The organism is Actinoplanes sp. NPDC019969, from assembly GCF_055562375.1.
In genome coordinates this window covers 953,336-976,971 of sequence record NZ_JBVHFK010000001.1, presented here as the reverse complement: position 1 = coordinate 976,971, position 23,636 = coordinate 953,336, and the positions used below count along the sequence as shown (strand labels likewise).

General features: G+C 70.5%; 17 protein-coding genes. 12 read left to right on the top strand and 5 right to left on the bottom strand.

Features of this window, described 5'->3' with window-relative positions:
* Window positions 1-39: 39 nt before the first annotated feature.
* Window positions 40-930: a LysR substrate-binding domain-containing protein gene (locus ACZ3II_RS04660; protein ID WP_465516221.1), complete on the top strand. Its 891-nt coding sequence runs from the start codon at window positions 40-42 to the stop codon at window positions 928-930.
* Window positions 931-983: 53 nt separating this feature from the next.
* Here the strand turns inward: ACZ3II_RS04660 and ACZ3II_RS04655 are convergent, their stop codons facing one another.
* From ACZ3II_RS04655 to ACZ3II_RS04645, 3 genes are all read right to left on the bottom strand, one after another.
* The gene (locus tag ACZ3II_RS04655) at window positions 984-2,147 is read right to left on the bottom strand and encodes an LCP family protein (RefSeq protein WP_465516220.1); all 1,164 of its coding nucleotides are present in this window, start codon (window positions 2,145-2,147) and stop codon (window positions 984-986) included.
* Window positions 2,148-2,274: 127 nt separating this feature from the next.
* Window positions 2,275-2,766: a flavin reductase family protein gene (locus tag ACZ3II_RS04650; protein ID WP_465516219.1), complete on the bottom strand. Its 492-nt coding sequence runs from the start codon at window positions 2,764-2,766 to the stop codon at window positions 2,275-2,277.
* A 120-nt stretch (window positions 2,767-2,886) separates the two neighbouring features.
* Window positions 2,887-3,375 (bottom strand): hypothetical protein, encoded by a 489-nt coding sequence (locus tag ACZ3II_RS04645; RefSeq protein WP_465516218.1) that lies wholly within the window; start codon window positions 3,373-3,375, stop codon window positions 2,887-2,889.
* 125 nt (window positions 3,376-3,500) lie between these two features.
* On the opposite strand from ACZ3II_RS04645, the gene ACZ3II_RS04640 reads away from it, so the two are divergent.
* The 5 genes from ACZ3II_RS04640 (at window position 3,501) to ACZ3II_RS04620 (ending at window position 12,022) form a co-directional block, all read left to right on the top strand.
* Window positions 3,501-5,495 (top strand): hypothetical protein, encoded by a 1,995-nt coding sequence (locus ACZ3II_RS04640; RefSeq protein WP_465516217.1) that lies wholly within the window; start codon window positions 3,501-3,503, stop codon window positions 5,493-5,495.
* Between the two features lie 319 nt (window positions 5,496-5,814).
* The gene (locus ACZ3II_RS04635) at window positions 5,815-6,366 is read left to right on the top strand and encodes a hypothetical protein (protein ID WP_465516216.1); all 552 of its coding nucleotides are present in this window, start codon (window positions 5,815-5,817) and stop codon (window positions 6,364-6,366) included.
* 372 nt (window positions 6,367-6,738) lie between these two features.
* Entirely contained in the window at window positions 6,739-8,568 is a 1,830-nt protein-coding gene (locus ACZ3II_RS04630) for a site-specific DNA-methyltransferase (protein ID WP_465516215.1), read from the top strand.
* Between the two features lie 3 nt (window positions 8,569-8,571).
* On the top strand, window positions 8,572-10,812 hold the full coding sequence (locus ACZ3II_RS04625; RefSeq protein ID WP_465516214.1) for a DEAD/DEAH box helicase family protein: 2,241 nt from the start codon (window positions 8,572-8,574) through the stop codon (window positions 10,810-10,812).
* A 451-nt stretch (window positions 10,813-11,263) separates the two neighbouring features.
* A complete protein-coding gene (locus ACZ3II_RS04620) occupies window positions 11,264-12,022 on the top strand; it encodes a biliverdin-producing heme oxygenase (protein ID WP_465516213.1) in 759 nt (252 codons plus the stop codon).
* Window positions 12,023-12,707: 685 nt separating this feature from the next.
* Here the strand turns inward: ACZ3II_RS04620 and ACZ3II_RS04615 are convergent.
* Window positions 12,708-16,313 (bottom strand): DUF4132 domain-containing protein, encoded by a 3,606-nt coding sequence (locus tag ACZ3II_RS04615; protein ID WP_465516212.1) that lies wholly within the window; start codon window positions 16,311-16,313, stop codon window positions 12,708-12,710.
* Window positions 16,314-16,371: 58 nt separating this feature from the next.
* Here ACZ3II_RS04615 and ACZ3II_RS04610 point away from each other — a divergent pair, with 58 nt between their 5' ends.
* From ACZ3II_RS04610 to ACZ3II_RS04585, 6 genes are all read left to right on the top strand, one after another.
* Window positions 16,372-17,466 carry a threonine aldolase family protein gene (locus ACZ3II_RS04610; RefSeq protein WP_465516211.1) on the top strand — a complete coding sequence of 365 codons (1,095 nt, stop codon included), beginning with the start codon at window positions 16,372-16,374 and terminating at the stop codon, window positions 17,464-17,466.
* A gap of 107 nt (window positions 17,467-17,573) precedes the next feature.
* Complete coding sequence (locus ACZ3II_RS04605) at window positions 17,574-18,716, top strand: Gfo/Idh/MocA family protein (protein WP_465516210.1); 1,143 nt, start codon at window positions 17,574-17,576, stop codon at window positions 18,714-18,716.
* Complete coding sequence (locus tag ACZ3II_RS04600) at window positions 18,713-19,852, top strand: dihydrodipicolinate synthase family protein (RefSeq protein ID WP_465516209.1); 1,140 nt, start codon at window positions 18,713-18,715, stop codon at window positions 19,850-19,852. Before ACZ3II_RS04605 ends, ACZ3II_RS04600 begins: the two co-directional genes overlap by 4 nt.
* On the top strand, window positions 19,849-20,640 hold the full coding sequence (locus ACZ3II_RS04595) for a sugar phosphate isomerase/epimerase family protein (protein WP_465516208.1): 792 nt from the start codon (window positions 19,849-19,851) through the stop codon (window positions 20,638-20,640). The genes ACZ3II_RS04600 and ACZ3II_RS04595 overlap by 4 nt, the downstream gene beginning before the upstream one ends.
* 312 nt (window positions 20,641-20,952) lie before the next feature.
* Entirely contained in the window at window positions 20,953-21,786 is an 834-nt protein-coding gene (locus tag ACZ3II_RS04590) for a phosphotransferase (protein WP_465516207.1), read from the top strand.
* A 61-nt stretch (window positions 21,787-21,847) separates the two neighbouring features.
* Window positions 21,848-23,206 carry a calcium-binding protein gene (locus ACZ3II_RS04585; protein WP_465516206.1) on the top strand — a complete coding sequence of 453 codons (1,359 nt, stop codon included), beginning with the start codon at window positions 21,848-21,850 and terminating at the stop codon, window positions 23,204-23,206.
* Here ACZ3II_RS04585 and ACZ3II_RS04580 read toward each other — a convergent pair whose 3' ends face one another.
* Complete coding sequence (locus ACZ3II_RS04580; protein WP_465516205.1) at window positions 23,207-23,542, bottom strand: ArsR/SmtB family transcription factor; 336 nt, start codon at window positions 23,540-23,542, stop codon at window positions 23,207-23,209.
* Window positions 23,543-23,636: the final 94 nt, after the last annotated feature.

Sequence of the window (23,636 nt, the reverse complement as noted above, 5' to 3'; positions counted from 1 at the left end):
AATGTCCGGCGTGATCGAGAGCTACGAGGTCTTAATCCTGTGGAGCTGCGCCAGCTGAGGTACTTCCTCGTCGTCGCTGAGGAGCTGCACTTCGGGCGGGCGGCGGCGCGCCTGCACATGGCCCAGCCGCCGCTGTCCCAGGCGATCCGCCGGCTGGAGACCGACCTCGGCGTCGCGCTGCTGCACCGCACCACCCGCCGGGTCGAGCTCACCGCCGCCGGCTGTCACCTCGTGCAACGGGCCCGGACCATCCTGGCCGACGTCGAGAGCGCCGGGCACGAGGTCCGCCGGGTCGCCGCCGGGGCGGTCGGGCACCTGGCCGTCGGCTGCGTCGGCTCGGTGACGTACAGCCTGCTCCCGTCACTCTCCCGGCACCTGGCCGTCGAGCTGCCCGGCGTCGACTTCTCGTTCCGCGGCGAGATGCTCGTGCCCGACCAGGTCGAGGCGCTGCGCTCCGGCGAGATCGACCTGGCGCTGCTGCGCCCGCCGGTCGCCGACCCGGCGCTGACCGTCACCCCGCTGCGCCGGGACCGGCTCGTGGTGGCGCTGCCCGCCGGGCACCCGCTCGCGCGGCGCCGGCAGGTGCGCGTCGCCGACCTGCGGCAGACCCCGCTGATCGTGCACTCCGCCGACCGCCGCTCGGTGATGCACGACGTGGTCCTCGGCCTGTTCCGGGACGCCGGCCTGGACCCGCGGATCCGGCACCAGGTCGGCGAGACGTCCACACTGATCACGCTGGTCGCCGGGGGACTCGGAGTGGCAGTGGTCCCGGAGCCGGTGACGGCGCTCGCCCTCGACGGCGTCGTCTACCGGCCCCTGATCCGCCCGGCCGTGACCGTCGACCTGGCGCTGGCACACCGGGCCGACCGGTCCGAGCCGCATCTGACCCGGACGGTCGACCTGATCCGCGGCCTGGCCGGCGCCCGCTGAACCCGCGTGTGTATTTCGGCCGCCATGCGCGCCCGAAATACACACACGATGGGTTAGCTGTCCTTGTTGACCAGGGTCGGGTGGTCGATGAGGAACGAGGTGATCCGGTCCTCCTTGACGGCCTTGAAGAACGCCTCGGCGACCTCGGGCTCGGTGAACTCCTCGCCCAGGTACTTCGAGCCGGGACCGTTGACGTACTTGCCGCCGCCCTTGAGCTTGATCGTCGTCATGTCGTCGACGTTCAGGTTCTTGAGCGCCACCGCCCACTCGAACGGGTCGTGGCCGGCGCCGTCGAAGGTCAGTGACTCACCGGCCGCGTCCAGGATCTTCGTCATCTTGTTCAGGTCGGTGACGACGTTCTTGCTCATCGCCTCCTTGGCCATGGCCTTGATGAACTGCTGCTGGTGGCGCTGGCGGTCGTAGTCGGTCATGGTCGGCCCGCCCTTGAAGCTGTAGCGCTGCCGGACATAGTCGAGCGCCTGCCACGGCTTCAGCCGCACCGGCTTGGTGCTCTTCTTGTAGTACGCCTGCGGCCCGGTGTACGGGTGTTCGCACCGGCTGGACTTGTTGGTGACCGGGCACTCCGCGCTGCGCGGGCGCTGCTTGCCCTCCGGGGTCAGGTGCTCCGACTTGACGTCCATGTCGATGACCATGGAGACGCCGCCGAGAGCCTCGACGATCTTCTTGAAGCCGCCGAAGTTGATGATCGCGGCGGCGTCGAACTTCTCGATCCCGGTGTAGTTGCGTACCGTCTTGGAGAGCAGCTTGAACCCGTTCTCCACGTCGATCTTGCCGTTGACCTGGCTACCGAACGCCATCGCGGCGTTGATCTTCGTGCGGCCGCCGCCGTAGCCCGAGACCTTGTCCGCGGGAATCTCCACGTACAGGTCGCGGGGCATGGAGAACAGGTAGGCGGTGCTCATGTCGGCCGGAATGTGCGCGATCACGATCGAGTCGGAGAGCGGCGGGGTCGTGGTGTCCCGCGGGTCGATGCCGGCCAGCAGGATCGTCAAGGGGCCCTTGATGTCCTTGGGCGCCGCGTTGGCGGACCCGTCACCGGAGTCGAGCAGGCTGGTGCTGGTCAGCCCACCGGTGTATTTCGCGATCAGAGTCTGACCGGCGACCAGTGTGCCGCCGCTGACGAAGACGATGACGACACCGAAAACGGCACACAGCCGCGCCCAGAGCGGTGCGCGGCGCTTCGCGGATCTGGCCAACCCATCTCCCCAACCGTCGAAACAACGACCCCGCATGATTGCACAGTCCGGCAAATGTCTCGATGGACCGGGTGATGGTCATCTTTCCGGCCCATATACCCCTTCACGTGGGCCGGGACGGACCGGTTCAATCCTCGTGCGCGTGAAACCGCCGATCGTGGTGGACCAGGCGGCCGGCGGCCGGGCCGAGGAACACCTCCAGGACCGCCGCGACGACCACCGTCGACTCGCCGACCGGGACCTGGTGCAGCGGCGCGCACCGCAGGCTCGCCACCGCCCCGGGCAGGACCGGCTCGCCGGTCGGGAGCGTCGCCCAGCCCTGCTCGGGGGTGAACCGCGGGCCGTCCGAGCGGGCGAAGTCGCCGGCCAGGGACATGTGCGCCGGGCCGAGCATGTTGACGGTGAGGCCGGGCGCGGCGAGCACCGCACGCGCCGAGCGGGAGCCGATCACCGAGAAGGACAGGGCCGGCGGATCCGCCGACACCGACGCGACACTGGACGCGGTCAGGCCGACCGGCCCGTCCGGCCCGGCGGCGGCGATCACGGCGACGCCGGTCGGGTAACGCCGGAAGGCGGCTTTGAACCGCGCCGCGACCGCCATGTCGATCTCGCTGAACACTGGTTCTTCCTCGTCCTTCGCCGGGCCGTCGGAGGAGACCGTAGAACCTCAACCCGAATTGAGGTCAAATCGTACGGCGGTGACGATCCCGCGTTGCCCCGGAAGGAATCCGGCGGTCGCTTAGCCGCCGGACGAGGTGGTGCCGCTGGTGCCGCGTCCCACCACATTCGTCTTGATGGTGCTGCCGTTGCCCACCCGGCCGGTCTCCGGCAGTGCGAACGCCGAACGACTCGCCGCGTCGCCCGCCGGGAAGAAACCGCCGCCCTTCAACCGCGTGCCGACCGGGGCGTTGCGCGGATAGGTCGACGAGTGCCAGATGTAGTAGCCGCCGATCTCGTCGTCGTCGCAGAGTTCCTCGTCGACGACGAGACCGTCGGCATCCGCGCAGTAGAACAGCTCGTCCGGGTCGGGCGTGGTCTCCTCCACGACCGGTTCCTCGGTGATCTCCTCCGTCACGACGGGAGCCGGTTCCTCGGCGACGACGGTCGGGCCGGTCCACGTCGACTCGTCCTGCGCCGGGCTGTCGCAGGCCGCCGCGCCGCCCGCCGCCAGGGCCAGGAACGAGGCCGTCAATGCGACGCGGCGGGAACTGATCCGTCGGGCAGTCATGGCGTGCACGCTAGATCACCGTCGCCACCTGGTCATACGCCGTTCAGGTAACCGTCCGGCGGCAGTTCGGCCGAACCTTGGCGCGTCATCGGAACCGATCCGGAACGCCCGGTATCTTCCTGCGCGTGCTGAACGAGACGCGCGGGCTGGACGAGACGATTGACCGGTCGCGCCGCCGGGAGCTGGAGGCACTGCACGCCGCGCTCACCGGGGAACCCGGCACGTGTGTGCTGGCCGGCCCGCCGGGGAGTGGCAGGACGGCGCTGGCGGCCGCGTACGCCGCAAGCTTCCCGGGCGAAGCCCTCGGGGTGAGCCTGGCCGGCAGCAGCGCCGACCCGGACGAGATGGCCGCCACCTTCGCCGCCGCGCTGCGGGCCGGCACCGGCAGCCCACCGGACGCCGACGCCGTCGCCGTGTTCGCCGAGCGGGTCGCCGCCGGAGCGGAGCCGGCGCTGCTCGTCGTCGACGACGTCCCGGGCGAGCTGACCCCGGAGGTGATCGACCGGATCTCGGTGCCCGAGGCCGGGAAACGCCTGCGCACCGTGCTGATCAGCGGGCGGAGCACCCCCGGCCTGCCGGTGCCCACGGTGGAGGTGGGACCGTCCCGGGCCTCCCGGCCGACGGGCGGCGACCTCACCGGCCTGACCGACCGTCTCGACCGGCTCGGCGACGCGGCCCGCCGCCTGCTGCGGGTGTCGGCGCTCAGCTCGCCCGCGGCGCTGCCGGCCGGACTGATCCGCCTGTTCCTCGGCGGTCCCGCCGCCGAGCAGGCGGTCGCCGAGCTCACCCGGGAACGGCTCGCCACCTCGTCCGGCGGCGCCTGCCAGGTGCACCCGCTGGTCCGCGACATCGCCCGGCAGCACCTGCCGCCGGTGGACTGGACCGCGCTGGCCCGGCAGTTCGCCGACGCGGTGCTCGACCACCCGTGGTCGGTGCCGGTCGAGTCGTTCCTGGTGGCCCGGCACGCGACCCGGCTCGCCGGGCGGCCCGACCTGCCGGGCGCCGTCGTCGAGCGGCTGCACCGGCGGGTCATCGCCCATCACCGGCCGGCCGGCGAGGCGGTGCTGGTCCTGCCGCACCACCGGGAGCTGGCCGAACACCACTTCGACGACCCGGGCGTGCTGATCGCCGCCGCCCGGGTGATGCGCGCCTGCGGCGAACCGGAGGAGGCCCGGGACCACGCCGACCGTGCGGTGCCGCTGGCCACCGACCCGGACACCCGGCACGAGGCCCGGCAGTTGCTGGTCGAGTGCCTGGAGGAGGTCGGCGACACCACCCGCGCCGACGCACTGTGGACGCTGCTCGGCGCGGCCGACGTCGCCTTCTTCCGGGCGCGGCGGTTGCGGGGCCGCCTCGACGAGGCCCGCGCCGGGCTGATCGGGCTGATCGACCGGCTCGGCACCGGCTCGGCGGTGTTCGACCAGGCGCAGGAGGCGCAGCTGGAGCTGGCCCGCACCGAACTCGACCTGGACGCGCAGCCGGAGGCGCGGCGCCGGGCCGCCCGGGTGGTCGCCGAGTACATCGCCCGGCACCGCACCGACCATGCCACCGCCGTCGCGGCGATCGGCCTGCTCGCCGACGCCCGGTTCACCGCGGCCCCCGCCGAACCGGACGACCTGGCCGGTGACCTGCTGCGATTGCGCGACCGGTACGCCGCGGCGCACGGCAGGCGGCACCGTCTGACCCTCACCCTCGCGGTGGTCCACGCCGAGGCGGAGCGCCAGGAGAAAACCCTTCTCGCGGTACGCGACGACGTGCTCGACCGGTTCCCCCGGGAACATCCCACCCGTTTCCGCACCGAGCTGCTGCTCGGGTTCGCCGCCGCCCGCCACCGCCGCAACGAGGAGGCCCGGGACCACTTCGCCGACGCCCTGTACGGGTTCCGCACCGTCCTCGGCGACACCCACCCGAACACGCTGCGCGCCGAACTCGCCCTCGGCGTCGCACTCAAGCTGACCGGCGGCCGCGGCGCCGCGAAACACATGCTGCACGTTCTCCGGCATGCCCCGGCGAGCGTCGGCATCGGCACCGACCTGTTCCTGCAGAGCGCCTTCGGCTCCGGCCTGAGCGTGTTCCCGTCCTGGTTGTGGCGCCGTCTCACCCCACAGCCCCGCGAGTGAACAATCCCGACTACCCGCTCGGCAAGGACTACCCGGCCGCTGTCCCGGCCGCGATCCGCCCGGGCTGTCAGGCGGTGCTGGACGTGCGTCCCCGAGTACCTGCGGTCCGGCTTCGACGAGGTCAGCGTCCCTGTCCGGCTGGTTCTCATGGCTGTCTCGAGCGCCCGGAGACAGCCAGGAGAACCAGCCGGACAAAGCCGTGAACTGTCGGGTAGGAGACGCGATGCCGCCGTGGGGCATCCGGGCGCCGTCACGATTCGTAGTATTCGCTGGGCTGTCGCTCGACGGTCGCTACGGGGGCGCGGGAGAGGAACGATCGGTGACAGTGGATGCGCTGCGGCGGGCGGGGTTGACTGCTCTCTACCTCGGGATCTTCGCGACGATCTGGTTCAGTGTGCCGCCGAGTGAGCCGCCGCTCGGAACAGTGCTGGTGGCCGGGAGTGTGGCAGCCCTTCTCACGGCGGGCGCCGGTGGCGCCCTGGTGTTCCGGTCGCGGGTGGACGGGCCGTTGAAGCGGGACCTGCAGGCCGACCGGAAATACCTGGTGATCTTCGCGGGTGAGCTGGCTGCGGCCGGGTTCGGTGCGGTGCTGCTGGCGGTGAGTGGTCACTCCAAGTACATTCCGGTGTTCGTCGGCGCGGTCGTCGGGGCGCACTTCTGGCCGCTGGCGCCGGTGCTGCGGGACCCGGCGCTGCGGGTGCTGGCGGTTCTGGTCTGCCTGGCCGCGCTGGCCGGCCTGATCGCCGGCCTGGTCTCCTCGTCGGTGCGCCCGGCCACGGTGACCGGGGCGGGCATCGCGGTGCTGCTGCTCGGCTACGCGATCGGCGCGCTGATCCGGGCCGGTACGGCGCTGCGTAGCTCCCACCCGTAACCCCCGGCGTCTCCGCGGACGGGCGCCGGCCTGGGAAGACGTCATGGGTGACGGCGACACCCGTCTCGACGGGCTGTTGCGGGCGGCCGCATCTCCGCCTACCTGAACGCCCGGCAGCACAGTCGGGACGTGCCGGCCCTAGTGGTGCGGCGGTGCGACCCGCAAGCGGACGCGGCGGCAGAACCTGGCTGTCGCCGATGCCGTCGCATGACCCGCAGCCCGCGCTGCGGTCTCGCGCCGGGACCCGCCGTGCCCCGGACTGTCACGGTTCGTCTTCGTGGCCCGTACAGAAAATGGTTTTTAAGGTCTTTCGTGGTTAGGAAAGGGGGTTTTGTCAGGTAGGGTGCTGTTTCGCAGGAGGATGTGACGGCCGTGGAGAAGCTGACGCGCTACCCGGACCCGGCGATGAGCGACGTCGACCGGATCGCCGACCTGTTCCCCATGGTGGTCACCGAGGTGACCGACGCGGCCGGCAATCTGACCCGCGCGATCGACTTCGACCTGCTCAGACAGCGCCTCGGTGAATCCGCCGTGACCGGCGCGCCGGAGCGTTACCAGCTGGACTGGCCGGGCAAGCGCCGTGCGCAGCGGGCGGCGCGGGAGCCGGCGGCCGGGACGTTGCGGCCGCAGCCGGAGCGGTCGCTGGACTTCGACGGCGCGCGGCACCTGTTCATCGAGGGGGACAACCTCGACGTGCTGCGGCTGCTGCGGGAGCCGTTCCTCGGGCGGATCAAAGTGATCTACATCGACCCGCCGTACAACACCGGCAACGACTTCCTCTACGACGACGACTTCTCGCAGACGCGGGCCGACTATCTGACCGAATCCGGTCAGGTGACCGCGAACCGGGTGCCGCTGGTCGCCAATCCGGAGTCCGGCGGGCGGTTCCACTCCAACTGGCTGAGCATGATGTACCCGCGGCTGGCCCTGGCCCGTGACCTGCTCACCGAGGACGGGGTCATCTTCGTCTCGATCGACGATCACGAGGTCGACAACCTGCGGAAGATCGGCGCGGAGATCTTCGGCGAACAGAACTTCGTCGCCCAGATCATCTGGCAGAAGGTGTACGCGCCGAAGAACTCCGCCCGGTGGTTCTCCGAGGACCACGACTACATCGTCGTCTTCGCCCGGAACCGGGACCGCTGGCGGCCGCTCCCGCTGGCCCGGACCGCGGCGATGGAAGCGCGGTACCGCAACCCCGACAACGACCCGCGCGGCCCGTGGAAGGCCGAGAACATGTCGGCCCGCAACCGGTACGACGCCGGCGTCTACCCGATCACCACACCGTCCGGGCGGGTCATCGACGGGCCGCCGCGTGGCAGCTACTGGCGGATCTCCCGGCAGCGGTTCGACGAGCTGGACGCGGACGCCCGGATCTGGTGGGGCGCCGACGGCGACAACGCGCCGGCGGTGAAACGGTTCCTCTCCGAGGTGGCGGCCGGGCGGACCCCGCAGACGCTGTGGCCGTACGCGGAGGTCGGCCACACCCAGGACGCGAAGCGGACCCTGCTGCGGTACGTGCCGTTCGAGCACACCGCCAACGTCCTCAACTCCGTCAAACCGGTCGAACTGGTCCAGCGCATCCTGCAGCTGGCCGGCCGTCCCGGCGACGGCGACATCGTGCTGGACTTCTTCGGCGGCAGCGCGACCACCGCGCACGCCGTCATCGCGCAGAACCTGGCGGACGGCGGCAACCGGCGGTTCATCAGCGTGCAGATCCCCGCCCCGCTGCCGGTCGCCGAGAGGGGGCTCGCCTCGATCTTCGAGATCGGGCTGACCCGGATCCGGAACGTGATCGCCGAGAGCGGCGCCTCCGACGGATTCCGGGTCTTGACGTGGGACTCGTCCAATGTGGTGGAGACCCGGGTCCGGGCGAGCGACCAGGCCCAGGCCGGGCTCGTGGCGGATCCCGTCAAACCCGGCCGGAGCGGTGCGGACCTGCTGTTCGAGGTGCTGCTGACCTGCGGCCTCGACCCCGGTTCGCCGCTCACCGCAGCCGGCGGGATCGTCACCGTCGGCGCCGGCGACCTGATCGCCTGCTTCGACGAGCCGATCGACCCCGCCGTGATCCGGGCCGTCGCCGGCCGCCGGCCACGGTACGCGGTCTTCCGGGACGCGGGCTTCGCCACCGACGCCGACCGGATCAACGCCGACCAGATCTTCGCCGAGCTGTCCCCGGGCACCGACGTGAGAGTCGTGTGAGCGGTGCGGCTCCAGTTCACGGTGCAGGAGTTCCAGACCGAAGCGGTCGCCGCGGTGGTGGACTGCTTCGCCGGCCAGCCCCGCTGTGATCCCGGCACCCGCAACGCCCCGATCCGGCTGAGCCGGGCACACCTGCTGGCCAACGTACAGGCCGTGCAGGACCGGGCCGGGCTGCCGCGGTCCGCCGCCCCGGCCGGCAGCGTCGCCGCCCCGAACGCCCCGAACCTGGACGTCGAGATGGAGACGGGCACCGGGAAGACGTACGTCTACATCAAGACGATCATGGAGTTGAACCGGCGTTACGGCTGGTCACGGTTCATCGTCGTGGTTCCGGGGGTGGCGGTCCGGGAAGGGGTGCGGACGGCTTTCGAGATAACTGCCGAGCACTTCCGGCAGACGTACGGGACCCGCGCGCGCCACTTCACCTACGACTCCACCGCCCTGCACGAACTGGAACGGTTCCGCTCCGGCGCCGGCATCCAGGTCATGGTGATCAACCTGCAGGCGTTCAACTCCGCCACCCGGGAGAACCGCCGCATCTACGAGGAACTGGACGGCTTCCAGTCACGCCGCCCGATCGACGTGATCCGGGCCGCCCGCCCGATCGTCGTCGTCGACGAGCCGCAGCGGATCGGCGCGGCCCGGGCCCTCGAATCGCTGAGCCGGTTCGATCCGCTGATGGTGCTGCGGTACTCGGCGACCCACCGGGTACGCCACGATCTGGTGCACCGGCTGGACGGGCGGGCGGCGTACCAGGGAAAGCTCGTCAAAAGGATCTTCGTCGTCGGCGTCGAGGGCGTGGCCGGGCCGGCGAAACGGCGCATCCAGATCCGCGAGGTGATCCGCGCCCACCTGGACAAGGAGCGCGAACTCGCCGGACGTGGCGTCAAGGTGCTGTCGCTGCTCTTCATCGACCAGGTGGTCCGGTACCGGGACTATGCCCGGCCCGATCTGCTCGGGGAGTACGCCCGGATCTTCACCGAGGAGTACCGCGCGCTGACCGCTGCCGAACCCGACGGCCCGTACCGGCGGTACCTGGACGGCATCCCCGTCGAGCGGACCCACCAGGGGTACTTCGCGATCGACAGGCGTACCGGCCGCATGGTCGACGGCAACGCCTCCGACGTGGACGCGTACGACCTGATCCTGCGCGATCGGGAACGGCTGCTCTCGCTCGACGAGCCGGTCCGGTTCGTCTTCTCCCACTCGGCACTGCGGGAAGGCTGGGACAACCCGAACGTCTTCGTCATCGGCATGCTCAAGAGCAGCGACAACGTCGTGTCCCGGCGGCAGGAGGTGGGGCGGGGCCTGCGGCTCGCGGTGGACCAGCGAGGGGAACGGATCACCCGGGGGAACGAGCTGACGGTGGTGACCGATGAGTCGTACACGTCGTTCGTCACCGGGTTGCAGAAGGAAGGACCGATCGGTTCCGTCGCTGACGGCCGACGGCTGCGGCGGGTGACCCTGAACGGGAACTTCCGGCTTCCGGCTTTTCAGGACGCGCTGGCGTTGGTGGGGCGCTCGGCGGTCTTTCAGGTCGGCTTCGACTCGTCGAGGTTGATCCGGAGGTGTGTGGCGGCGCTTGATGGCCGGTTGGTGGTGGCGCCGCTCCAGGTCGTTGTGCAGGCCGGCGAGCGTCGACAGCTCTACCACCTAAAATCCGATATTTCCCTTGATTTGGTACGGGAGATCGCCGTGCGGACCGGACTCACCCGTCGGACCGCCAATGCCATCCTGGTGGGACTTGACCCGGCGACGTTCGCTCTCTATCCCAACGACCCGGATCGGTTCATCGGTGAGGTGGCGAAAACGGTGAACCACGAGAAGTCCCGACTTATCGCTGCAGGCGTTGTTTATCGTGTCATTCCGGGTTGTCGGGAGATCTTCCCCGTGGAGGGCCCGCGATGTCAGGACGGGCCGCCGCTGGTCAAACACATCTACGACCGCGTGACCGGCGACGACACGTTCGCCCGGGAACTGGATTGTCGTGACGACGTCCTGGCCTACGCGAAACTGCCCGCCGACTTCGCCATCCCCACCCCGCTCGGCGGCCACCATCCCGGCTGGCTGATCGTCCACCCGGACCGGGTCGTGGTGACCGCCGGCCGCGACGACCCGGCCCGGATCGCCTGCGCCCGCCGCTGCTGCGAGGCCCTCGGCGTGCACCTCATCGAGCCGGCGCGGGCTTCAGGGGACCGGCCGGGAATTCCGCAACGATCCCCGGCCGGCTCCGTCCCATCGTAGGGAGCGTCAATCCAGCCACGGTCCTACCTTCCAAGATCGATGCAGCTCACGGTGACGAATGCAGTACTAGCCGTGGCAGTGTTGTACTCAGCAGTCCGTCACATCCCTTCGTCGTATCCCGTTCGTCTTGCCCGTCCGTCGCATCCGCTCGTCGCGTTTGTTCGCCTTCCGCTCGTCTTGTTCGTCCGTCTTGTCTGTTCGCGTCGTCCGCTCGTTTCGTCCGCTTGTCTCGTCCGCTCGTCTCGCCGCCGCAAGATCGCTTGTCGGGCGCGGAAATCCAGCTCGCCAGCTCTGGACCGGACCCCTCCCCGATGAGCATGATCAGACCGACATCGACGTCGTGTCGCCATCCGGTGACGTCCCACCGCACCGGCCCGTTCTCGAACCGGCCGGAACCGGGACCGCCCCGGCTGACCCCCCCAGCCTCGATGCTCAGGAAGGACGAGCCGACATGACCGACTTCTCCACCCGCCTTCGCCGGGCCACCATGGTCGAGCACCGCGAGGCCGAAACCCGCAGCTTCATCTCCCGCCTGATGGCCGGCGACGTGCCGATGGCCGGTTTCGCCGCCCTCACCGCCCAGTACCTGACCATCTACCGCGAACTCGAAGCCGCCACCGCCGCTCACTCCGTTTCGGCATCTGTCGCTGGTCCTGCCGTCGGTCTCGTGCCTGCCGCGGATTCGGCTGCCGGTTCCGTGCCTGCCGTCGGTCCGGCCTCCGGTTTCACTCCCACGCTTGTCGCCGCGTTCGCGGATCCGGCTCTGGCCCGCGTCCCGTCCTTGGAAGCCGACCTGGCTCACCTCTACGGCCCGGAGTGGGAGTCGACCGTCACCGTCCTGGACTCCACCCGTGCTTACGCCGACCGTCTCCGCGATCTCGCCGCCACCTCACCGGCTCACTTCATCGCCCACCACTACGTCCGCTACCTGGGCGACCTCAGCGGCGGCCAGATGATCGGGCGTACCCTCGCCAAGCTCTACGGCCTCGGCGACGCCGGCACGAGCTTCTACCGTTTCGAGCAGATCCCCGACGCCCGTACGTACAAGATCGCCTACCGCGAACGCCTCGACGCCCTGAACCTTTCCGACGACCAGGCCACCACCCTGATCGACGAGGCGCAGCTGGCGTTCCGCTTCAACGCCGCCGTCTTCGTCGAACTCGGCACCCTCTACCCCGAGAGCCCCGAGAACATGGCCCCGGCCGCCTGACCACCCCCACTCGTCCTCGTTCTGTGTCTCCGGCTGGTTGTCATGGCTGTCTCCGCTGCGCCGAGACAGCCATGACAACCAGCCGCACAAGCACCAGCGCCAACCGGATGGGTCCGACGGCTGACCCGTCGCGCCTCCAGCCCTGATCTCGGCCGATGACCTCAAGTGGGTCTTCTGGTTTGCCGCACCCGCAATGCCTCGGCAGGGGCACCCGCAGGCTCCCCTGAAGCAGGTGCAGGAATATCGATCTTGAGCCGCGGCCCACCATCGCCCGCAATCTTGAGCCGCAGGCAATCCTCTCCCGGGATCTTGGGCGGCGAGCAACCTCCGCCCGGAATCTTGGGCGGTGCGCACCGGTCTCCCCAGCTCAAAATCGGTAAGGCCCGCGATCTTGGACTCGAGGCACCGGATTCCCGAAGCGAGACGCACAAGTTCGGGCGCGATGTCGATCTTGTGCACCTCGATCCGGTGCCACACCCACAAGATCGGGGCGCGAGCGCCATTCCAGGCCCAGGCGGCCCAAGCGTCCCGCCTCATCGCTGGACGAAGGCCTGCGGGCGTCCCTCGGTAACCGCGCCGAAGCTCGTATAAGAGGACAAATCAGCGAGAACTTCGACGAGAGTGAGCGCACGTCGGTTGAACTCGTCGGTGGAGTGGTGGGTGAAGGGGAGTTCGAGGAGGAAGGTCAGGGGGTGGTCAGCTCGGTGAGGTCGCGGAGGATTTCGGAGGCGATGACCGGGTCGAGGGTGCTGAGTGAGATGAGGCCGAGGTCGTCGTTCCGCCACCAGCGGGAACCGGTGCCGTCGTGCAGGAAGACGTCGGTCAGCTCCTGCTCCTCGGACATGTCCGGGTAACCGATCGTGATTCCGGGCTCGAACTCGACGACGATCTCTCGGCCCGGCTCGATGGCGAGTTCGAGACGGCGCTGGTTTCCGTTGTCCTGTGGGGCTTCGCGCCGCCAGCCGCGGCGTTCCATGCTGAGCAGCCTGGTGGACGGCACCCTGACCCCCTGGAACCGGGCGAGCCGGCCGGCCGCCCGCTCCTGCTCGGTGAGTGCGAACGTCGGCCGCCCCAGCTGCGCGAACGGCTGCAGGATCTCGTAGTCGGCGAACACCTCGGCCCACGCCGCCGCGGCGGCGTCACCCAGGTTCAGTGGATGCGCCACCCCCACCACGGCGTCGTCATCCAGCGTGGTCACCTCGTCGTCCACGGTGGAGAGCGACCGATCCTCCGCGATCCGGAACGCCGCCCCCGACAGCGGCCGGCCCTGCCCGTCGGGGGCCGGGTCGAAGCGGATCCAGACCAGGCGGCGGACGATGTGCCACAGCAGGGGATGGTCGATGAAGAGACGGCGGAACTCCGCGCCGGTCCAGCGGCGGCCGCTGACCATGGCGTGTTCCAGGCGGCGGACCTGGTCGGCGGCGACCGTGCGAACGTCCTTCTTCAGGGCGGCGAACCGCTGGTAGGCGGCCGGCGCCAGCTCCGGATCGTCTTTGACGCCGGGCTTGGGCAGGGCTTTGAGGCGTTTGCCGGCTGCGTCCGTCACGTACGGCTTCAGCTGCTCGTCGAACCCGACGACGAACTGCCGGGGACCGTAGTCGAGGCGCAGACTGCCGTCGGCGTCCAGCCCGAAGTCCGGGACGAGCCGGTCGGCCAGCTGTTCGGCGGTGAGCCCGAGACTGTCCGCGACCTTCGCCATCTTCTCCCGTGCGGCGTTCTTCAACCCGGTGAACTTCGACCGCTGGGCGATGCCGTGCAGGTGCATGAGGGCGACGTCACTGCCGATCGTGGTGAGGACCTGCAGCCCGGTGACGGCCTTGTTGTGGCCGCTCTCGCCGGGCCACGCCAGGATCAGCGGGAAGAGCCGCCGCACCGTCTCGTCGTCGCCGAGCAGCCCGAGCGCGTCGAGCGCCCAGTTCTCCTTGGCGGGCGCGCCTGCCGACTGCCACTGCGTGAACAGCCCCCAGGCGAACGCGGCGAGACCCGACGGCTCGCAGGCGTCACGGACCTGATCGAGACCGGGGCAGGGCGCCCCCAGCCGGGACATCGCCAGAGCCACGACCAGGTTGGTGACCGCCTCGTCGGGAAGCCGCCCGGAACCGTCGCGCAGCATCACCGGTGGCAGCAGGCTCGCGGCCGCCCAGCCCGGCGCCTCGGGGATCTTGTCCGGGTAGACGGCGGCCGGATCCGTGGCGAGCAGGGGCTCGACGGCGGCGACGACCGCGTCACCGTAGCCCTCGGCGGCTGTGCGCACGGTCGCGGTGTGACCGTGCTTGTGCAGAGTGAGCAGCGCGTTTTCCGCCTGCTTGCGGGCGGTTCCGGTCTTGCCGAGAGCCGGCGGGATCAGCGCGCGGGCGGCCACGGCGGGGTGCCGCAGCAGCCACTCCAGCGCGACCGGCCGGATGGACTTGAGACGGGCCAGCCAGTCGGCGGCCAGGACGGCGACCTCCGGCGTGCCGAACGGCAGCATCACCGGGGCCATCTCGGCCGGTCCACGGCGGGCCGCTCGCAGCAGCATGGGCAGCGCGTCGAGGCCGAACCGGGCGGCGACCGGACGCAGGTAGGTGCCGGCGGACCAGACGTCGTCGGGCTGCCACTGATCCATCGCCTGCCGGGCGGTCTCCTCCGGCGCGTCGAGGAAGAGCACCGCGGCCTCCCGCGCGTTCAGACGGCTCCGGCGGGTGTGGGTCTGCCACTCACGGGCGCCGCCGTACCGATGGATCTGGGTCCGGGTCCATTGCTCGCGCTCGCCGGGCTGCCACTCCAGGGTGGGCGGGACGTCGCAGGTGAGACCGGTGATGACAATCGGTTTCGCGGTGGGAGCGGTGCGTTGCCACGGTGGGGTGGCGAGCAGGGCGGGGACGGCGGAGAGGGGTACGGCGGGAACCGTCGACTCGGCGGCGAGGATCCGTTCGATCCGGGCCGCGGCCTCGGGACCGACCCGCGGCGGCACGTCGTCGACGAGATCGCGATGCCGCAGCAGGTGCCCGCGGAGCAGGTCGTCGGCGCCGTTCTCGGCGAGCAGGCGCAGCACCCGGCCCGGGAAGCGCTCGGCATGCTCCAGCAGAGCCGGCATGACGTATTTCTGGTCGGCCCGGTCGATCAGCCCCTGAGTGACCTCGTCGCCGGGGAGCAGCGCCAGCACGGACAGCAGCCGTTTGATGGCGTCGGAGCCGGCGTCGCCGAGCCAGTGGAACAGGGCCGGGGCCGCGTCGGCGCCGACCCCGTCGACCATGGTGACGAGCATCGGCAGCGACTCGCACATCGTGTAGCTGTTGGCCACCGGGAACAGCGTCCGCACGTCGTCGGCTGTGCTCGCCGCGCACAGCAGCAGGGTGGTCAGGTAGTCGTCGTGGCCGGCGACCGCGGCCTGGTGGAGATCCTCCGCGAACCAGTCGCGCCGTTCGGGGAGGAGTGCGGAGACGGCGGTGCGGGCGTGCGGGTGCGCCGCGCGGTACGCCGTCAGGGCGGTGACGACCTCCGCGTACTCCTCGGGCGAAGCGGCGGCGAGGGCGTGCCGGACCCGCAGCAGGATCTGCACCGAGGTGTCGGGCGCCCAGGACGCCTTGGTCTCACCCGGCCGCCGGTGCCGGACACCGGGCTTGTCGTCGGCGGTGGAGCGCGGGTAGGGCGCGGCGTAATCGTCCTCGAGGATCAGGGCCATCAGCGTGACCGCGGCCTCGGCGGCGAAACGCAGCCCGCGCTCGGCGATCCAGACGTCACTGTGCGGGTTGGCCCAGCTGCCGGTGCTCCACCAATAGTCCTTGACGATCAGGCTGACGACGGCGGCGCCGAGCGGGGTGGCGTCGGCGGCCCCGTCCAGCCAGGCCCGGGCGGCGAGGCGGGTGGACTCCTCAGTGGTGCGTGCGGTGAGGATGCGCTGGATCTTGTCGTCGTTGCGGGCGATCTCGCGGTCGAGGGCGGCGCGCGCCTGAGAGTTGGGGACGAACCGCCCGATATCAGCGGAACCCCGGCGAGCAGCCCGGAACCGATGCCACGCCGACGGCAGAACGAACACATCCTCATCGACGCGAGAAGGCGGCGAGGCGGAGGTGGAAGGCGGCGAGGCGGAGGCGGCCGAGGCGGCACCCGTTTCCACGTACCCCTTGCGCAGTTTGTCGTTGATCAGTTTGGTCTCGTGCGCAGCAGCCGCCGCCTCGTCAGCCAGCGACTTGACGCTCGTCTGCCCCTGGGTCCCGATCCGCCCGAACCGCACTGTCACGTCGCAGCCGGCCCGTGAGATCTCCCAGAACTTCGCCGAGCTGCCCGCGACGAACTCGAAACTCCGCATGGCGCGCACAGTATCGACAGGGTCCGACAAAAACCCTCACCCGTGCGATCATCCGCAGATGTCCGACGATCTCCAGTTGCGGCGCCTGAACGCGATGCGGTCCTGCGACCGGATCCTCTCCGGCGTCCGCCCGAAGACGATGCGGGAGCGGCTCGCCGATCTGCAGACCGGCGCTGACCTCGACGGATGGCCGGACTTCTACGGCGGCGGGCCGGTCGAGGCGCTGGAGGAACGGGTGGCCGCGCTGCTCGGCACCGAGGCCGCGGTGCTGTTCCCGACCGGGACGATGGCTCAGCAGGTGGCGCTGCGGTACGGCGCCGACCGCACCGGTATCCCCGCCGCCGCCCTGCACCCCCTCGGTCATCAGGAGGTGCACGAACGGCACGCGTACGCCCAGCTCAGCGGCCTGCGCGGGATCACCTCCACGGACCGGCCGCGCAATCCGACGGCAGCCGAGATCGCCGCCCTGGGCGAGCCGGTGAGCACCGTGGTGATCGAGTTGCCGCTGCGTGACGCCGGTTTCGTGCTGCCGTCGTGGGAGGAACTGGTCGCGGTCTGTGGCGCGGCCCGGGCGATCGGCGCGCGGGTGCATTTCGACGGCGCCCGGATCTGGGAGTCGACGCCGCATCTGGGCCGGTCGCTGCGGGAGGTGGCGGCGCTGGCGGACAGTGTCTACGTCTCGTTCTACAAGTCGCTGGGCGGGATCAGCGGCGCGGTCCTGGCCGGTACCACTGATCTCGCGAACTATGCCCGTTCCTGGCGGCACCGCTACGGCGGAACGATCTTCCAGCACTTCCCGGCCGCGCTGTCCGCTCTCGCCGGGCTCGATCAGGAGTTGCCGCGGCTCCCGGAGTACGTCAGCCATGCCCGTACCATCGCCGCCGCTCTCACCGCGATCCCCGGCGCCCGGGTGTTCCCGCACCCGCCGCACACCCACCAGTTCCGTCTGTGGCTGCCGTATCCGGCGGCGGTGCTCGGCGAGGCGGTGCTGACGGTCGCCGAGCGGGAGCGGGTGTGGTTCGCCGGTGGCTGGGTGGATGCGGACGTGCCGGGGTACGCGATGACCGAGGTCACGGTGGCCGCGCCGGCGCTGGAGTGGACGGCGGCGGACGTCACGGCGGCCGCGGCCCTGCTGGTGAAGCAGATCGGTTAGCCGGCCGAGATACCCGGGCCGAGCGGGGCACTTGTCGGAAGGCGTTTGGCCGCCTACGCTGCCAGCAGCAGGAAAGCGCTTTCCTCATGACCGCCGGAGGGTTCCACATGGCAGCGCGTAGATCGATCGGTATCGCCATCAACGGTGTGACCGGCCGGATGGGCTATCGGCAGCACCTGGTTCGGTCGCTGCTCGCCATCCGTGAGCAGGGGGGCGTGCCGCTGGCCGGCGGCGGCCACATCTGGCCGGAGCTCGTCCTGGTCGGCCGTGACCCGGACAAGCTGGCCGCCCTCGCCGAGCGGCACGGCCTCACCGAGTGGACCACCGACCTGGACGCGGCGCTGGCCCGCCCGGACGTGGAGATCTACTTCGACGCCCAGGTGACCCAGCAGCGGGAGAAGGCGATCCGTCAGGCCATCGCGGCCGGCAAGCACGTCTACACCGAGAAGCCGCTCGCCGAGAGCTCCGCCGCGTCGCTGGAGCTGGCCGAGCTGGCCGCCGCCGCGAACATCAAGAACGGCGTCGTCCAGGACAAGCTGTTCCTGCCCGGCCTGCGCAAGCTCAAGCGGCTCATCGACGGCGGCTTCTTCGGCCGGATCCTGTCGGTGCGCGGCGAGTTCGGCTACTGGGTGTTCGAGGGTGACTGGCAGGTCGCGCAGCGGCCCAGCTGGAACTACCGGCTCGCCGACGGCGGCGGCATCGTGATGGACATGTTCCCGCACTGGAACTACGTGCTCGAGGAGCTGTTCGGCAACGTCCGCACGGTGCAGGCGACCATCGCCACCCACATCACCGAGCGGGTCGACGAGCGCGGCGAGACGTACCCGGCCGACGCCGACGACGCCGCCTACGCGATCTTCGAGCTGGAGAACAACATCATCGCCCAGCTCAACTCCTCCTGGACGGTCCGGGTCAACCGGGACGAACTGGTCGAGTTCCAGGTCGACGGCACCCACGGCAGCGCCGTCGCCGGCCTGCGCGGCTGCAAGATCCAGCACCGGGCGGGCACCCCGAAGCCGGTCTGGAACCCGGACCTGCCGCTGACCGGCAAGTCGTTCCGTGACGAGTGGACCGAGGTGCCGGACAACGAGGAGTTCGACAACGGCTTCAAGATCCAGTGGGAGGCGTTCCTGCGGCACGTCGTCGCGGGCGAGGCGTTCCACTGGGACTTCGCGGCCGGCGCCCGGGGCGTGCGCCTGGCCGAGGCCGGTCTGGAGTCGGCCCGCACCGGTCAGCGGATCGCGCTGTGAGCACGGTCGACCTGCCCGACGGGCGCAGACTGACGCTCTCCACGACGAGCTGGCCTTCGTCCGCTGAAAAACCGGCCAGCCGGATCGCGTACGCCGCCGCACACGTCGTCGCCGACCCGCGTGCCGAGAACGCGCCCGGTGAGCCCGCGGTCCTCGACTGGGAGCGGACCCTCGCCTTCCGGCATCACCTGTGGTCGCACGGCCTGGGTGTCGCCGAGGCGATGGACACCGCGCAGCGGGGCATGGGCCTGGACTACGCGGCGACGAAGGAGCTGGTCCGGCGTTCCTCCGCGGAGGCGGCGGCGGTCGGTGGCCGTATCGTCGCCGGGGTCGCGACCGACCAGCTCGCCCCCGGACAAGCGTCGCTGGAACAAATCGGGCAGGCCTATGCCGAGCAGCTCTCCGATGTCCTTGTCGCGGGCGCCTCGCCGGTGCTGATGTGCAGCCGGCACCTTGCGGCCGCAGCGCGTGACGCCGATGACTATCTCCGCATTTACAAGGACTTGTTGGATGCGTCGGATAAATCGGTGGTGCTGCACTGGCTGGGTACCGCGTTCGACCCGGCGCTCGAAGGCTACTGGGGCTCGTCCGACGTGGACAAAGCCACCGAAACGGTCCTCGAGCTGATCAACTCGAATCCGGCCAAGGTCGACGGCATCAAGGTCTCGCTGCTGGACGCGGACCACGAGATCAACCTGCGCCGCCGCCTGCCCGCGGGTGTCCGGCTCTACACCGGCGACGACTTCAACTACCCGGAGCTGATCCGCGGTGACGAGCAGGGCTACTCGGATGCGCTGCTCGGCATCTTCGCGGCGATCGCCCCGGCCGCGGCGGCCGCCTTCGCCGCCCTGGACCGGGGTGACCTGGCCGAGTACGACCGGATCTTCGCCCCGACCGTGCCGCTGTCCCGGCACATCTTCAAGAAGCCGACGTTCTACTACAAGACCGGCATCGTCTTCCTCGCCTGGCTCAACGGCCACCAGGACCACTTCACCATGGTCGGTGGCCTGCAGTCGGGCCGGTCGGTGCGGCACTTCGCCGAGCTGATCGAACTGGCCGACGCCGCCGGCCTGCTGGCCGACCCGGACCTGGCCGCCCACCGGGCGAACCGCTTCTTCGAGGTGACCGCCGGATGAGCCGCTTCTCCTTCAACCAGATCACCGCCAAGCACTGGGAGCTGACCGACCTGGTCAAGGGCCTGGTCGAGGCGAACGTCGACAAGGTCGCGCTGTGGCGCGAGCCGGTCCAGGAGTACGGCCTGGAGCGTTCCGCCGCTCTGGTCCGCGACGCCGGCCTGTCCGTGACCACGCTGTGCCGCAGCGGCTTCTTCCAGCTCGACGGCTGGTTCGACGACAACCGCCGGGCCATCGATGAGGCTTTTGAATTAAGAACGAACGTCCTGGTCCTGGTCTCCGGCGGCCTGCCGGAGGGCTCGAAGGACATCGCCGGGGCCCGGGCGCACGTCGCCGACGCGATCGCCCAGCTCGTGCCGCACGCGGCGGCCGCCGGGGTCACCCTGGCGATCGAGCCGCTGCACCCGATGTATGCCGCCGACCGCTGCGTCATCAACACCTGGGACCAGGCGATCGCGATCGCCGAGCAGCACCCGGTCGGCCAGGTCGGCGTCACCGTCGACACCTACCACCTGTGGTGGGACGACACCGTGCTGCCGAAGATCGAACAGGCCGGCGAGCGCATCGCGATCTACCAGCTCGCCGACTGGATCACCCCGCTGCCGGCCGGCGTGCTCACCGGCCGTGGCCTGCCCGGCGACGGCTGCGTCGACATGCGCGCCTTCCACGTGGCGGTGGAGAAGGCCGGGTACACCGGCCCGATCGAGGTGGAAGTGATGAACGAGGAACTCTGGCAGCGGCCCGGGCGCGAGATCCTGGCCGACACCATCGCCGGGTACCGGAGCATCTGACGAGACTCCGGTCCGCGGTCAACGACGCCCGCGGACCGGCCCACCCTGACGGCTGGTTCTCATGGCTGTCTCAGCTGAGCTGAGACAGCCATGAGAACCAGCCGCGTTCTTCGGACGCGGTCCACATCGGATCTCTGACACGATTCGCCGCTACCACCGGGAGCCCGGTCACGAGATACTGCACGCGGGAGCCGCCCGGCCGCACCCGGCAAGGAATCTTCGGTTGATCTTGATGACCGGGAGGCCGTTGCCGCTGCCGGTGTCCCTGCGGTGAGATCCGTAATCCGAAGTTTCGTCGAGGGATGGTGACATGTGGCGGGGATCGACACCCCGGCCGGCTACAGCCGCCTGGAACGGATCGGGACCGGCCCGGATGCCGACCGCTACCGCGCCTGGGACGACCGGGCGAAGCGGTGGGCAGTGCTCAAGCTCTTTCACCGGTTCGCGGGCGGCCGGGCCGAGGAGATCGCCTTCGCCACCTTCGTCGCCGCCTCGGTCGGTATGGGCACCGACGCGTCGATCGTGCCGGTCCGGGCCGGTGGCATCACCGCGACCGGGCGCCCCTGGCTCGCCCTCGACCTGATCGACGGTCGCCCGCTCACCGACGTGCCGCACACCCCCGCCGAGGCCCTGCACCTGGTGATCACCCTGGCCGACGCGCTGGCCTGGGCGCACACGATGCGCCCGCCGATGGCGCACGGCAGGATCCGGGCGGAGTCGGTGCTGATCACCCCCGCCGGCACTCCGATGATCAGCGACTTCGCGGAGCCACGCCCGGCCGGCAAACCCGCGCCGACCGTCAGCGGGGACGTCACCGATCTGGCGGCGGTGCTGTTCCGCCTGATCACCGGCGGTCCGTGGCCGGGCCGGGGCGAGGACGACGACCGGCTCATCGCGGTCTGGCCGGGTCTCACCGGGCTCTTCGACGAGGTGCTCACGCCGGTTCCGGCGATCGACAGCATGGCGGTGTTCGCGGCCCGCTTGCGGCAGATTCGGGGACCGGTCGAGATCACACCGGCTGCGCCGGCGCCCGAGGATCAAACCCCTGCGGTGTACGAACGGAAGCGCTGGCTCGCCACCCTGGCAGCCGCCCTCAGGCCGAAACGGCAAGCCGCCCCGGAGCAGGGCAGCGTGAGACATCGATGACCAATTACGATCTCTGAACCGTGCGGCACAGCGGCCGCCGGATCCCTGGGGAGGGTCCACGTTGTCCCGTTCCATCTGGCTGCCGCGCGTCGCGGCGCCACTCCTCGCCACCGCCTCCGCCACCGTTCTGGCCGCGCCCGCACAGGCCGCCACGGTCGGCGTGGCGGCCGTCACGCAGACCACGAAGGTGCAGTTCAACGCAGCCGCCGGCAAGCAGAACCGGGTCGTGGTGACCCGGTCCGGCAACACCGTGACGATCGACGACCTGGTCCCGATCAAGGCCGGCGCGGGTTGCCGGGCGGTCGCCGGGGACAGCACCGTGGTCCGGTGCACACCGGCCACGGCCCCGACCCAGGTGGTCGTCTACACCTACGACGGCAACGACACGATCCTCAACCAGACGAACGTGCCGTTGTACGCCAGCGGCGGCGCCGGCAACGACACGCTCGGCGGCGGGACGTCGGGTGACTGGCTCGGCGGGGACGCCGGGGCGGACGCGCTCTACGGCGGGGCCGGCAACGACAGCATCTGGGGTCACGAGGGCGACGACCTGCTCTCCGGTGGCGACGGCGCGGACCGGCTCGAGGGCTGGCTGGGGTCGAACCGGGTCTACGGCGGCAACGGCGACGACTACGCCGCGGTCTGGACCGGCGTGAACCGGATCTGGGGCGACGCCGGCAAGGACACCATCTTCGGCAGCCACGGCGTCGACATCATCTACGGCGGCGACGGCGCGGACCAGCTGTTCGGGCAGGGCGGCAACGACGTCATCGGCGGCGACGCCGACAACGACTACATCCGCGGCGGTGAGGGCAACGACGGCCTGTACGGCGCCGCGGGCGACGACCTGATCTGGGGCGACCCCGGCGACGACCTGGTCTCGGGTGCCGCCGGCGATGACCGGCTCGCCGGTGACCACGGGGTCGACAAGGTCTACGGCGGCGACGGCAGCGACAACATCAACCCCACCAACAGCCTGGAAGCCGAGCCGAACCAGGGTGCGGACGCGGACTACTACTCCGGCGGCGCCGGCCACGACAAGGTCGACTACTACCAGTACTGGACGACGGCGGTCACCGCGGACGCGGACGGTGTCACGGGCGACGACGGCGCCGCCGGCGAGGGCGACACCATCGCCGCCGACGTCGAGACCCTGATCGGCGGCAGCATGAACGACCGCCTCACCGGCACCGCGAAAGCCGACCACCTCATCGGTGGCCCGGGCGACGACACGCTGATCGGCAACGGCGGCGAGGACAGCCTCAACGGGTACGAGGGCGACGACACCCTCGACGGCGGCAACGACGGCGCGGCCGACTGGCTCGACGGCGGCGAGCACGTCACAGCGCCGAGTGGTGACACCTGTTTCCGCTGGAACCTCGACACCACCCAGAACTGTGAGTCGATCGTCCAGCCTTGATCACTGTGACTTCTGGGCGCGGAGCTCCACCAGGAGACCGTCGCGGTCGGTGAGCACCGCGCCCAGGATCCGGCGGCCGGCCGCGAGGAGGTCGGCGACGTCCGGGGTGCTCAGCGCGTACATGACCAGGGCGCCGTCGCGGAACGAGGTGACGATGCCGGCCCGGCGCAGGACGGCGAGCTGCTGAGACAGGTTCGACGCCTCCACGTCGATCTCGGCGAGCAGGTCGCGGACCGGCTGCGGGCCGCTCTGCAGCAGCTCCAGCACCCGGATCCGGACCGGATGGCCGAGTGTCCGGAACATCTCGGCCTTCGCCTGGTACAGCGGCACTGACACGACGCGTCCCCTCCGCCCAGACCCCGGCTCTACCACCCCTCCAACCGTGTGGACACGAGCCTGGTTACGGCGTACCCCAGCAGATCCTGGGTTT